Origin of the sequence: Aeromonas sp. R4-2 (genome assembly GCF_040908295.1) — a bacterium.
Taxonomy (GTDB): Bacteria; Pseudomonadota; Gammaproteobacteria; order Enterobacterales; family Aeromonadaceae; genus Aeromonas; species Aeromonas veronii.
Genome location: NZ_JBFODL010000009.1, coordinates 1 through 11,590, shown reverse-complemented (window position 1 = coordinate 11,590; position 11,590 = coordinate 1). Strand labels below are relative to the sequence as shown.

Sequence of the window (11,590 nt, the reverse complement as noted above, 5' to 3'; positions counted from 1 at the left end):
ACGATGAAACTGACCCTGCAGCAGCTGAAAGTGTTCGCCACCATTGCCCGCTATGGAAACCTTGGCCTTGCCGCCAACGAGCTCTGCCTGAGCAAGGGGGCTGTCTCCCAGTCGCTGCAGGAGCTGGAGCGCCAGCTCTCTACCCCGCTGTTTGACCGCATTCACCCCAGATTGCAGCTCAACAACGAGGGGCGCCTGCTGCAACCGGCCGCCGAAGAGCTGCTGACCCGGATGCAGGATATCGAGAACCTGTTCAGTCCCGATGCCGAGCCGAGCGGCCAGCTTCGCCTTGGTGCCAGCCAGACCATCGGCAACTACCTGCTCCCCACCCTGCTCGCCAGCAGCAAACAGGAGCTGGGGCTCCCCCCCAAGGTGACCATCAACAACACTCACCTGCTATGCCATGCGCTGGCCAACTTCGAGCTGGATATGGCACTGATCGAGGGGGAGAACCACCACCCCGACCTGCTCGCCGAACCCTGGCTGCAGGACGAGATGCTGGTGGTAGCCCCACCCGGTCACCCGCTTGCCAACAAGAAGGATCTCTCCCTCTCCCGACTGGGGGGCGAGACCTGGGTATTGCGTGAAGCACAATCGGGCAGCCGCGAGCAATTTATCCAGCAGATCCAGCCCGAGCTGCCCCGCTGGCAACCAGGGCTTGAACTCAACACCCTGGAGGCGGTGATGCTGGCGGTGGAGAAGGGGCTTGGCATCTCCTTTATCTCCCGGCTGGCAGCCTCGGATCGCCTGGCAGATGGGCGGCTGATCGCCCTGCCCCTCTCCCGTCGCTTCCCGCGCCAGCTCTCCCTTATCTGGCACAAGCAGAAGTACCACTCCACCTCCCTGCGCCACTTTATCCACTTCTGCCGGGCTCAGGTGAAGGATGCCGAGGTGAGCCGCGCAGAGTAACGCCCGCTCGGAGCGCCGCTGGCAGGCCCGCCCGCCAATAACGGAAAAAGCAGAGAGGGAGCCGCGGCTCCCTCTCTTTGATTCGCTTGCTCGGTATCACTTCGCCAGACTGCGCAACCAGCTGATCTCCTCGCCCCAGATGGACTCGTCTATGGTCTCGAGGATCAGCGGAATGCGATCGAAGCGATCATCATTCATGATGTGGTGGAATACCGCCTCTCCCAGATTGCCCTCCCGCAAGCTGTGGTGGCGATCGACCCGGCTACCGAAGGTGCACTTGGCGCCGTTGATATGCATCCCCTTGAGATAGTGAAAACCCACCGTGCGGTCGAACTCGGCAAAGACGGCAGCGCAGCTCTCGGCGGTGCGCAAATCGTAGCCAGCGGCAAAGGCGTGGCAGGTATCGAAACAGATCCCGACGCGGCTTTTGTCCTCCACCCCCTCGATGATGGTGGTGAGGTGCTCGAACGACCAGCCGAGGTTGGTCCCCTGCCCGGCGGTATTCTCGATCACCGCCGTCACCCCTTCACTGCGCTCCAGCGCCCAGTTGATGGACTCGCTCACCAGTTTGAGGCTGGCCGCCTCTGGGATCTGCTTGAGATGGCTACCGGGATGGAAGTTCAGATAGCAAAGCCCCAGCTGCTCGCAGCGCTTCATTTCGTCGAGAAACGCATCGCGGGATTTGGCCAGACCATCGGGATCCGGGTGGCCCAGATTGATGAGGTAACTGTCGTGGGGCAGGATCTGCTCCGGCAGAAAACCGGCCTTGTCACAGGCCGCCTTGAAGGCGCGGATGGTGGCATCCGACAAGGGAGCCGCCTGCCACTGACGTTGATTCTTGGTAAAGAGGGCAAACGCGTTGGCCCCGATGGCCTGGGCACGGGCGATGGTATTTTCCACCCCGCCGGCCGCACTGACGTGGGCTCCGATATATTTCATACAATCTCCTCAATACGGCAAGCCGCCATTATGCCGATCCAGCCCGGCCACGCCAAACCGGGATATCCGATAGCGGGTATCGACAAATAGCGCCGCCTTGGCAAAGCGGCTGCGTTTCATGGCGCAATCGGCCTGCTCTGTGGCAACCTCTCCCCAGAAGGGATAGTTAGAGCCCGTCCACGCCAGCATGGCGCCCATAAAAAAACGCAGCGTATCGCCTGAGCAACAACGCTGCGTCTTTGGGTCTCTCGGCCGTCTCCCTTGCCGTGGCCCGAATGGCCAGCGACAAGGGAGCAAGAATGCGCGGGGAGAGTCGTCTTAGAAGGGCATCTTGAAGCCTGGCGGCAGTTGCATGCCACCGGTCAGTTCGCCCATCTTGGCCTTGTTCTGCTCTTCCACACGACGCACGGCATCGTTGCAAGCGGCGGCAACCAGATCTTCCAGCAGCTCCTTGTCATCTTCCATCAGGGAGGGGTCGATCTCGATGCGACGGACGCTGTGGCTACCGGTCATGGTGACCTTGACCATGCCAGCACCGGCTTCACCGGTCACTTCCATCTGAGCCAGCTGCTCCTGCGCCTTCTGCATACGCTCTTGCATCTGTTGGGCCTGTTTCATCAGGTTCCCCATTCCACCTTTACCAAACATATGTCGTCTCTCGTCTTGAAATCCGGCATCCAGCGCCGGGCTGTGGGCTTGTCTGTCCTAGATGGGGACAGCCAAACTGCTTTTCAACCGGAAGCAAGCTCCCGGCCACGGAATTTAGCGGTTGAGGGGCTCGATGCTCTCGTGATGAAGCACGGCACCAAACCGCTGAACTAAAAACTGCACGTTGGGATCCTGCTCCAGATCCCGGGTCACCTGCTCGCGCACCCCCAGATAAAGGCGGTGCTCGATCTCGAGGGGGGTCTCCTGGTCAGGCACCACACCAAGCGTCACCTCGACCTGCACCGGTTGCCCCAGCGCTGGCCCGATGATCTCTGCCAGATCGGCGCGCGCCTTGTCGCTCACCAGATGGCGCTGCTCGGGCTTGAGGGTTAGCAGTACCTTGTCCCCTTCCCGCGTCATCACCGAGTTGATGGCCAGCTGACGCAGCCGCCCTCCCACCTGAGTGTGAGCGATCAACTCGGCCCAAGGGTCACCGCAACCATTGAGCAGCGAGGAGGGGATAAGGCGGGTCGCCTCTCCCTCTTGCGGCTCGCTGTCACTCTCGAGCTCATCCCAGTCGATGGTCTCCATCACCGGCTGAGGGGGTTCATCCTGCGTCACAGGGGTAGCGGCCACCGCCGTGGTGGCAACGGGTGGCTGAGTCGCTGGGGCGGGCGTCACCGCAGGCACCCCAGCACTGCGCTCACCGGGTCGATAGCTCGGCTGTCCGTCGAGATCCCAGGGTGGCAGATCGGTTGGCTGGGCCGGTGCCGTGACGGGAGCGTGGCTCATCACCTGAGTCTGCCCGGCAAATCCCTGATTGAGGTACTCTTCGTAATCGCCGTTATCACCCTGCGGCTCGTAACCGTCGCCATAGAGATCCACCGGTGGCAGATCATCATAGTGTCCCATCGTCACCATCCCCTGTCCGGCCGGTTGGCCGACCGGAGCTGGCTGTTGGGTGACGGCCGGAGCAGCAGCGGGCGCGACAGGACGAGCTGGCGCAACTGGTACTGCGCGCGGCGCAGGCGCCGCCGGGGCATCCTGACCTCGCTGGCGGCTGCGCAGCATATTTCGCTTGCCAAGCAGACTCTGCATGCTCGATACCGCTGATACCGGTTCAGCAGCGGCAACAGGCGTTGCTGTCGCTGCGAGCGCGGGCTCGAAGGGGGCGGTCAGCGGCTCGCCACGGGAATAGTCGGTATCGGCTGCGGCAGACGCTCGATCATCAGCATCAACGGGCTGTGCGGCTGAGTACGCAGACACATCGGGCTGCACACGTGGCAACGCGGGCTCGGGTTGATACCCCATGCCTGCGGCTTCGCGCAGCAGCTCATCCTGCTGGCTGAACAGCTCGGCGGCTTGCGCCTCCTCCTCGCTATCGGCGGGGTTGCCGATGTCATCCGTCATCGCAGGCAGGGAGACATCAACCGCGGGCACTGCACTGGTAGCAACAGGCGTGCTGGCAACAGGGCTGGCTAGCGGTGCGGGCACGGCGCCGCTGATCGGTGCCACTACGGCCGATTCAGCGGCCGGGCGCTTTCCCGGCAAGGTGCCAACCGGCGTTGCATTGCTCGTCATTGACGGGGGCAACGCGGTGAGGCTGGCCGGATGCAGGGCATCGCGCCTTGGGGAGAAGGCGAGCATCCGCAGGCAGGTCATCTCCAGCGCAGTGCGGCCATCGGGGGCCCAGGGCAGATCTTTACGACCACCCAGCACGATCTGGTAGCAGAGCTGCACCTCTTCCGGGCTCATCGCCTTGGCCAGTTGCAGCAGGGAATCAGCATCCGCCCCCTGCTCCTGCACACTGGCAGGCAGCAGCTGCGCCATGGCGATGCGATGGAGCAAGCCTTCCAGCTCGGCGTGGAGCTGATCAAAATCGGGGCCCAGGGTGGCGATCTCGGTGATCTTGGCCATGGTCGCGGGGGCATCTTGCCGCAAAATGGCTTCCAGCAGCTGGTGCAGATGGCGGTGATCGAGCGTGCCCAGCATCGCCAGCACACTCTCGAGGCGCACGCTACCATTGCCGTGGGCCAGCGCCTGATCGGTCAAGCTCAGGGCATCGCGCATACTGCCGTCAGCGGCTTTGGCCAAAGCCAGCAGGGCGCGGGGCTCGAAGGGCTGCCCCTCCTGATCCAGCACCCATTCGAGCTGCTTGGCAATCTGGGTCTGATCCAGACTCTTCAGATGAAACTGCAGGCAGCGCGAGAGAATGGTAATGGGCAGCTTCTGCGGATCCGTGGTGGCCAGCAGAAACTTCACATAGGGGGGCGGCTCTTCCAGGGTTTTCAGCAACGCGTTGAAGCTGTGGCGCGACAACATGTGCACTTCATCGATGAGGTAGACCTTGAAGCGGCCGCGGGCCGGACGGTACTGCACGTTGTCGAGCAGCTCGCGGGTATCTTCCACCTTGGTGCGGGACGCCGCGTCAATCTCCAGCAGGTCGACAAAGTTGCCCTGATCGATCTCGCGGCAAGTATCGCAGACACCGCATGGGTGGCTGCTGATCCCCTGCTCGCAGTTGAGGCTCTTGGCCAGAATACGGGCGATGGTGGTTTTGCCGACCCCACGGGTACCGCTCAGCAGATAGGCGTGATGCAGCCGTCCCTGATCCAGGGCGTTGGTCAAGGCGGTCAGCACATGTTGCTGGCCTACCACTTGTTCAAACGTATGGGGGCGCCATTTACGCGCCAGAACCTGATAGCTCATAAATCCATCATGCAGGGAAGACAGGGCATTGAGGCCGGATGCTAACACAAATGGCGGGCTGGCTGTATCGGCTATCGGTCAGAGCGGGAGGGATCGCTTGATTTTCAAACCGATGCCCGCACGGGCACCGGTTCAATGCAGGCCCGATGCAGAGGATCGGGCCGAAGAGGCATTACTCGCCGGCCAGCTCGACCAGTGAGACCACCTTGATGCCAGCGGCAGTCAGGCGAGCATCGCCACCCAGAGACGGCAGGGAGATGATAAAGGCCGCATCGGCAACTTCACCACCGGCACGGCGGATCAGCTTGACGGTCGCATCGACGGTACCGCCGGTCGCCAGCAGATCGTCCACGACCAGCACTTTGTCACCGGGCACGATGGCATCGGTGTGCAGTTGCAGGGTGTCGGTGCCGTATTCGAGGGCATAGGACTCCTCGATCACTTCGCGCGGCAGCTTGCCCGGCTTGCGGACCGGTACGAAGCCCAGCCCCATGGCATAGGCAACCGGCGCGCCAAAGATGAAGCCGCGAGCTTCGGTGCCAACAATCTTGGTGATCCCTTGATCACGATAATGATTGGCCAGCAGATCGATGGTGGCCTTGAAGGCCTCGGCGTTCTCGATCAGGCTGGTGATGTCACGAAACAGAATGCCCGGCTTCGGATAGTCGGGAATGGTCTTGATGCTTGCTTCGATAAATTTCAGGGTTTCCGGATTCATGTGTTGACCGCTTATTTTTTTGACCCAGGGGTGGCCATTTTTTCTCAATTCCCTTCTGCGGGAAATAAAAAAGCCTGTCACGCAAAAATGACAGGCCGACTCCATAGCATTATTGCTGCAATAGCTTAGGGACTTCACTTCACCATTGCAACTGGCTCCAGCACCGGCAGGCGCAATAACCAGGTGAGCAGGATCACCATTATGATAACCAGCAACCCCTTGACCCACAGCAGTGGCACCACCACCAGCGACACCGAAAAGGTGAGCAAAATGAAGATAATGGCGCGCCGTCTGGCCTGACGACGAATGCCGCGATACTGTTGCCAATCCACGATGGGCGGGCCAAACCAGGGATGGGCCAGCAGCCAGCGATGAAAACGGGGCGATGAGCGGGCAAACAGGGCGGCGGCCAGCAACATGAAGGGGGTAGTCGGCAAGAGCGGCAGCACAATGCCCACAATACCGGTGGCAAATGCCAGCCACCCGAGCGCCATCAGACACCAACGCTTCATTCCTTCTCCTTGCGTGATTTATCTCCCTCTAGCCTAACAGAGTTTGAGCGGGTGCTGACAGCAGGCCGCAACCCCACTACAATCTGCGCTCTTTTTTCTTGCCACTCTCGTCGGAAAGCCGTTATGCGCGTTATTTTGGCCCCCATGCAGGGGGTACTGGATCACCTGATGCGGGAGGTACTCACCTCCGTCAATGATTACGATCTCTGCGTGAGCGAGTTTATCCGGGTCGTCGATCAGCTGCTGCCCGCCAAGGTGTTCTACCGCCTTTGCCCTGAACTGCTGCAAGATGGCAAAACCCGCGCAGGCACCCCGGTGCGGGTGCAACTGCTGGGGCAACACCCTGAGTGGCTGGCCGAGAACGCCGTGCGCGCCATCGAGCTGGGCTCCCCCGGCGTCGATCTCAACTTCGGCTGTCCCGCCCCTACGGTCAACAAGAGCAAGGGCGGTGCGGTGCTGCTCAAAGAGCCCGAGACCATCTACCGCATCGTCAAGGCGGTACGTGACGCAGTGCCCGCCCATCTGCCGGTGAGCGCCAAAATTCGCCTCGGTTACGACGACAAGGATCTCTATCTGGAGAACGCCCAGGCGGTCTTCCAGGGGGGCGCCAACGAGCTGGCCGTTCATGCGCGCACCAAGCGCGAAGGGTACAAGGCCCCCGCCCACTGGGAGTATGTGGACGCCATTCGCCGCGCCCTGCCCATCCCAGTCACCGCCAACGGCGAAATTTGGGATCACAAAGATGCCCTCGCCTGCGCCAGGGTCTCGGGTTGCGGTGCCCTGATGGTCGGGCGCGGCGCCATCTCCCTGCCCAATCTGGCCAACGTGATGAAAACCGGCTGCCCGCACATGAGCTGGGCCGAGGTGCTGCAGTTGATGGTGAGCTATACCGAGCAGGATCTGGCCAGCGAAAAAGCCGACTACTACCCCAGCCGCATCAAACAGTGGTTCAGCTACCTCAAGCGGGAATATCCCGAAGCGGACCTGCTGTTTCAGGAGATCCGGGTGCTCAAAGAGACGGCTCCCATCCGCGATGCCCTGCTGCAAGCAGCCAAAAGCCACGGCTAACCACGTTTAACTTGACGCATATCATCTTGATAGAGTTATCGGATCCCTATACTGCCCCGAATCTGTCGTCTGTCCTGTGGGGGATAATGTGTGTGAAATGACGCAAGCACAGTTGACTGTCTGGCGTAATCGCCTGCTGTCAGACTGGGCCCAAGTAAGAGAAACGCTGATCGGTCAGCTCAAAGCCTGCCGCCGTGACGAGTGGGCCGAACAGGTCGGTCACTGCGAGCAGGATCAACTGGTGGAACTGACCAGCCGGCTGGATCTGCCGAAGGTTGAGCAGAGCGTGGCCCGCCTCAAGCGGATCGATGCGGCACTCTGCCAGATGGATCTCGGCCTCTATGGCCTCTGCTCCGATTGTGAAGAGCCGCTTTCCATCGAACAGCTGGAACAGGATCCGACCCTGCAACGCTGCCCGCGCTGTGAAACCCGCTATCGCAAGGGATTCCACGCCCACGAACTGTGAGGGATGCACATCTGTGCATCCGCTCAACCCTCAGCACTGGTTACTCCGTCGTTCCTGTCCAATACTCAACCGTATCAGCCTGTTCGAGGGTATGCGTTGTGTACAGACTCTTGTTGTTATGGTGTTTGTGTTGCCAGGCTACGGCACAAGAGTCATTGGTCGTGGGCTGGGTCGACTGGCAGCCCTTCAGTTATCGCAATGAACAGCAACAGCTCCGCGGACTGGATGTGGAGCTGCTCAACGCCATCTTCCTGCGTGCCGGTTATCAGGCCAGATTCAGTGAAATGCCTTGGGCTCGCGTGTTGCACGAGCTGAAATTCGGCACGGTTCAACTGGCCATGTCAGCCAATATCACCGCCGAGCGGCAGCAATATGCCCGCTTCAGCCACCCCTATCGGGAAGAGGAGACGGCCATCGTCATCCGTCGGCAAGATGCCGCTCGCTGGCGCGGGATCACCACCCTGGAGCAGTTGATCAACACCCCTGACTTTCATATCGGGGTGCTCAAGGGCTTTGATTACGGCAATACCTTCCGCCAGTTGATGGCAAGGCCCGAGCTGCAGCCCCGTCTGCAGATGCGCCTGCGGCTGGATCAGCTGCTGAAGATGTTGCAAGGGGGACGGATCCAGGGGTTTATTCTGGATCCCCACGGACTGCAGGAGTGGCAGGGTAAGGATGGCGTGCAGGACAAACTGTATATTCTGCTGCATATCGAACAGACACCTGTTCACCTGATGCTGAGCAAAGAGAGCACCACTGAGGCGCAACTGCAGCGGATCAATCAGGCTATCGATCAATTGAAACAGAGCCCCGACTATCAGCAGATCCTCGATCGCTACCAGTTCAGATCCCTGCATTCACAGGAAAACACTCATAAGTAAGGGGAGCATCAGCTCCCCTTGCCGTCTCAAGCAAACCCAATCCTGTTTCAAACAACCCTGGTTGCAACTTGCCAGGACGTTTTGGTCACCGATAACGTGATGGATTAAGCCTGGCTATCAGCGTCCCAGCACAATATCGGCAAGGTGGGCGAAGTGGTGGATTTCGTGGGTGGCATCGCACTCGCCCGCTTGCCGCGCCGGGTTGTACCAGCAGGTCGCCAGCCCCTGCGCCGCCGCCCCGGCAATATCGGTTTTCGGGTTATCCCCCACCATCAGCACCCGGGCCGGATCTGGCTGCCCCATCAGGGAGAGGGTGTGCTGGAAAATGGCTGGCGCCGGCTTGGTCACCCGGATCTCGTCGGAGATCACCAGCGGCTCGAACCACTCACTCCAGCCCAGTTTGCCGAGCCGCCCCCGCTGAGGCACGCTGAAACCATTGGTGATGATCCCCATCCGCACCTTGCTGCGCAGCTGCTGCAGAGTCTCGACCACCCCTTCAAGAGGCATGCTAAGGGCAATGATCTGCTCCAGAAAGGTGTTGTTCATCGCCATGGGATCGGCGGCGACCTGCTGGGCAAAGAGGGAGAAGCGGGTCTGCTGCAACGCCGTTGCATCGATCTCGCCGTCGTTGTACTGCTGCCAGAGCCCGTGGTTGAGGGCGTGGTACTGCGCCATGCTGGCGTCATCAGCCTGTACGCCATAGATCTGCAGAGTGTGCGTCAGCGCAGAGGCGACCGGAAAATCGAGCAGGGTTTCATCCAAATCGAACAGCACCCAGTCATAGCTTGGTTGTTTCACAGAACTCCTTGTTATCATTCAGATTGTTCAGAGGTTTGGCGACCAACTCTGCCAAGCGGGCTGGCCAGCAGATCCAGCGTGAGGCGCACGCCAAAGCCGGTCACTTCGCTGGAGACCACCCCATTGCCCCCCTTGTTGCGAAAACCGCTCAGGTCGAAGTGCAGCCAGGGGGTCTGCTCGGGCACGAAGTGGGCGAGGAAACGGGCCGCATCAATGTGATCCGGAGAACTGCCCGGCGCACACTGCAACAGATCGGCCCACTCGCTTTCGATGTTGTCGTCGTAATCGTCATCAAGCGGGAAGGGCCAGACTCGTTCACCGCTGCGCTGACCCAGATTGACCAGCGATGTCATCCATTCGCTGCGATTGGTAAAAACGCCGCTGTAACGGCTACCCAGCGCCCGTTTGCAGGCCCCGGTCAGGGTTGCGTAATCGAGCAGCAGATCCGGGGTATCCTGCACCGCCATTGCCAGGGTGTCGGCCAGTACCATTCGCCCTTCGGCGTCGGTATCGACCACCTCGATGGAGGTGCCATTGATGGCGGTCACCACCTCGCCAGGACGATAGGCATGAGGGCCGATATGGTTCTCGGCAATGGCCAGCCAGCAGTGCACCTCGTAAGGCAACTGGGCTCGGCTGATAGCGTAGAGGGTGCCGAGCGCCACTGCACTGCCCCCCATGTCCAGATGCATGCCATACATGCTGCCAGAGACCTTGAGGTTGTAACCGCCGGAGTCGTGACAAATTCCCTTGCCCACCAGTGCAATGCGGCGCACCGGTTTGGGTGGATAGTAGCTGAGCTTGACCATGGCTCCCTGATTGTCTTCCGAGCCACGAGCAACAGCCAGAAACGCCCCCGCCCCCAGCTCGGCCAGCTGCGCCTGATCATAGTGATGGCACTGCCACCCCTCATCTTGCGCCAGCTTGCTGACAAACTCGCGATAGCTGGCGGCCGTCAACTCGGAGGCAGGCAACACCGCCAGATGGCGAGCCAGCCCGTTGCCCCCCGCTTCGCTGTAGAGGCGCGCCAAGTCCAGCACCACTGCGGGTGAAACCTTGATCTGCTGATAGCTCCAGCTGCTTTCACTGCGGCGCTTGCTGGTGGGCAACGAAATATTGGCGGCAAGCAGGGCCGACAACATCACTTCGGCCAGCATCACTCGCTCGGAGGGAGAAAAACCTTCCAGATGCAGCCCGAGCCGCTCCACATTGAGCCCAGAAAGAGGAGCAATCCAGCCTCTGATCTGTTTATAGAGGCGGTGATCCCGCGTCACACTGCCGGCCACAAACATCACCTGCAACAGGGTATTGCCATGCATCAGGGTAAAGGGCGCTTTTTTCCCCAGCGCAAGCTGGGTCTGGAGACCCGCAAGGGCGGGCAGCGAAAGCAAGGACTCCTTCTGCTCTTCGGCGATCAGCAGCAGTTGCAACGGCAGCCCTTGGGCAAGGGCTTCGGCCACCGTGGCATCCCGGCTTTCAATAGCAGGAGGAAGATAGGTGAAGGGAGTGATCACAGGCGCGTGCCTCATCCATGAAGAGATACCTGATGATACCCAACAAATGGTTGATACGACCAGTTTTGGTCTTGAAAAAGCGTCAGAAATAGCAGCAATCACCAGATGGTGACGAGCATCAAGAAGGATTGTTCAATGGTTGGCAATACAGGAAGGGAACTTTCAGAAAGTTGGTTGCGGGGGCCGGATTTGAACCGACGACCTTCGGGTTATGAGCCCGACGAGCTACCGAGCTGCTCCACCCCGCGTCCGAATTGTCACCCTCAAGCCGAGCAGTAGCTTGTTGGCGTTTGTCTGCCTTCGACTGTTTATACAATCGCAAGCTGACGAAAGAGTTGGTTGCGGGGGCCGGATTTGAACCGACGACCTTCGGGTTATGAGCCCGACGAGCTACCGAGCTGCTCCACCCCGCGTCCGAATTGTCACCT

Annotated in this window: 12 protein-coding genes and 2 tRNA genes; 4 read left to right on the top strand and 10 right to left on the bottom strand. The window is 60.5% G+C overall.

The genetic code is table 11. The features are described 5' to 3' along the window. Positions 1 to 3: 3 nt before the first annotated feature. Positions 4 to 909: a LysR substrate-binding domain-containing protein gene (locus AB5Y99_RS05145; protein WP_150389018.1), complete on the top strand. Its 906-nt coding sequence runs from the start codon at positions 4 to 6 to the stop codon at positions 907 to 909. A 96-nt stretch (positions 910 to 1,005) separates the two neighbouring features. On the opposite strand, the gene nfo is transcribed toward AB5Y99_RS05145, so the two are convergent. From nfo to AB5Y99_RS05115, 6 genes are all read right to left on the bottom strand, one after another. Then, on the bottom strand, positions 1,006 to 1,848 hold the full coding sequence (gene nfo / locus AB5Y99_RS05140; protein WP_150389017.1) for a deoxyribonuclease IV: 843 nt from the start codon (positions 1,846 to 1,848) through the stop codon (positions 1,006 to 1,008). A 9-nt stretch (positions 1,849 to 1,857) separates the two neighbouring features. Further along, positions 1,858 to 2,037 carry a hypothetical protein gene (locus AB5Y99_RS05135; RefSeq protein ID WP_150389016.1) on the bottom strand — a complete coding sequence of 60 codons (180 nt, stop codon included), beginning with the start codon at positions 2,035 to 2,037 and terminating at the stop codon, positions 1,858 to 1,860. Between the two features lie 129 nt (positions 2,038 to 2,166). Continuing rightward, a complete protein-coding gene (locus tag AB5Y99_RS05130; RefSeq protein ID WP_005333445.1) occupies positions 2,167 to 2,496 on the bottom strand; it encodes a YbaB/EbfC family nucleoid-associated protein in 330 nt (109 codons plus the stop codon). Between the two features lie 114 nt (positions 2,497 to 2,610). Next, on the bottom strand, positions 2,611 to 5,205 hold the full coding sequence (dnaX, locus tag AB5Y99_RS05125) for a DNA polymerase III subunit gamma/tau (RefSeq protein ID WP_150389015.1): 2,595 nt from the start codon (positions 5,203 to 5,205) through the stop codon (positions 2,611 to 2,613). A 172-nt stretch (positions 5,206 to 5,377) separates the two neighbouring features. Continuing rightward, positions 5,378 to 5,923, bottom strand: coding sequence for an adenine phosphoribosyltransferase (gene apt, locus AB5Y99_RS05120; RefSeq protein ID WP_005352403.1), 546 nt, complete (start codon positions 5,921 to 5,923; stop codon positions 5,378 to 5,380). Between the two features lie 134 nt (positions 5,924 to 6,057). Continuing rightward, a complete protein-coding gene (locus AB5Y99_RS05115) occupies positions 6,058 to 6,435 on the bottom strand; it encodes a YbaN family protein (protein WP_323894228.1) in 378 nt (125 codons plus the stop codon). Between the two features lie 123 nt (positions 6,436 to 6,558). Here AB5Y99_RS05115 and dusC point away from each other — a divergent pair, with 123 nt between their 5' ends. The 3 genes from dusC (at position 6,559) to AB5Y99_RS05100 (ending at position 8,850) form a co-directional block, all read left to right on the top strand. Next, positions 6,559 to 7,503, top strand: a complete 945-nt coding sequence (gene dusC, locus AB5Y99_RS05110; RefSeq protein ID WP_204381018.1) for a tRNA dihydrouridine(16) synthase DusC — start codon at positions 6,559 to 6,561, stop codon at positions 7,501 to 7,503. Positions 7,504 to 7,600: 97 nt separating this feature from the next. Continuing rightward, on the top strand, positions 7,601 to 7,969 hold the full coding sequence (locus AB5Y99_RS05105) for a hypothetical protein (protein ID WP_005333451.1): 369 nt from the start codon (positions 7,601 to 7,603) through the stop codon (positions 7,967 to 7,969). A 161-nt stretch (positions 7,970 to 8,130) separates the two neighbouring features. After that, positions 8,131 to 8,850, top strand: a complete 720-nt coding sequence (locus AB5Y99_RS05100) for an ABC transporter substrate-binding protein (protein WP_201946831.1) — start codon at positions 8,131 to 8,133, stop codon at positions 8,848 to 8,850. Positions 8,851 to 8,967: 117 nt separating this feature from the next. Here AB5Y99_RS05100 and yjjG read toward each other — a convergent pair whose 3' ends face one another. The 4 genes from yjjG to AB5Y99_RS05080 all read right to left on the bottom strand — a co-directional run bounded on the left by yjjG (position 8,968) and on the right by AB5Y99_RS05080 (position 11,575). Further along, complete coding sequence (gene yjjG / locus AB5Y99_RS05095; RefSeq protein ID WP_005333455.1) at positions 8,968 to 9,648, bottom strand: pyrimidine 5'-nucleotidase; 681 nt, start codon at positions 9,646 to 9,648, stop codon at positions 8,968 to 8,970. 14 nt (positions 9,649 to 9,662) lie between these two features. Continuing rightward, complete coding sequence (locus tag AB5Y99_RS05090) at positions 9,663 to 11,162, bottom strand: leucyl aminopeptidase family protein (RefSeq protein WP_368209135.1); 1,500 nt, start codon at positions 11,160 to 11,162, stop codon at positions 9,663 to 9,665. Between the two features lie 171 nt (positions 11,163 to 11,333). Beyond that, positions 11,334 to 11,410 (bottom strand) — tRNA-Met (locus AB5Y99_RS05085). A gap of 88 nt (positions 11,411 to 11,498) precedes the next feature. Beyond that, positions 11,499 to 11,575: transfer RNA gene (locus tag AB5Y99_RS05080), tRNA-Met, on the bottom strand. Positions 11,576 to 11,590 lie beyond the last annotated feature (15 nt).

Bases quoted from the DNA above. Each gene is read 5' to 3' on its own strand.
- AB5Y99_RS05145 (WP_150389018.1), top strand. From the start codon at position 4: ATGAAACTGACCCTGCAGCAGCTGAAAGTGTTCGCCACCATTGCCCGC.
- nfo (WP_150389017.1), bottom strand. From the start codon at position 1,848: ATGAAATATATCGGAGCCCACGTCAGTGCGGCCGGCGGGGTGGAAAAT.
- AB5Y99_RS05135 (WP_150389016.1), bottom strand. From the start codon at position 2,037: ATGCTGGCGTGGACGGGCTCTAACTATCCCTTCTGGGGAGAGGTTGCC.
- AB5Y99_RS05130 (WP_005333445.1), bottom strand. From the start codon at position 2,496: ATGTTTGGTAAAGGTGGAATGGGGAACCTGATGAAACAGGCCCAACAG.
- dnaX (WP_150389015.1), bottom strand. From the start codon at position 5,205: ATGAGCTATCAGGTTCTGGCGCGTAAATGGCGCCCCCATACGTTTGAA.
- apt (WP_005352403.1), bottom strand. From the start codon at position 5,923: ATGAATCCGGAAACCCTGAAATTTATCGAAGCAAGCATCAAGACCATT.
- AB5Y99_RS05115 (WP_323894228.1), bottom strand. From the start codon at position 6,435: ATGAAGCGTTGGTGTCTGATGGCGCTCGGGTGGCTGGCATTTGCCACC.
- dusC (WP_204381018.1), top strand. From the start codon at position 6,559: ATGCGCGTTATTTTGGCCCCCATGCAGGGGGTACTGGATCACCTGATG.
- AB5Y99_RS05105 (WP_005333451.1), top strand. From the start codon at position 7,601: ATGACGCAAGCACAGTTGACTGTCTGGCGTAATCGCCTGCTGTCAGAC.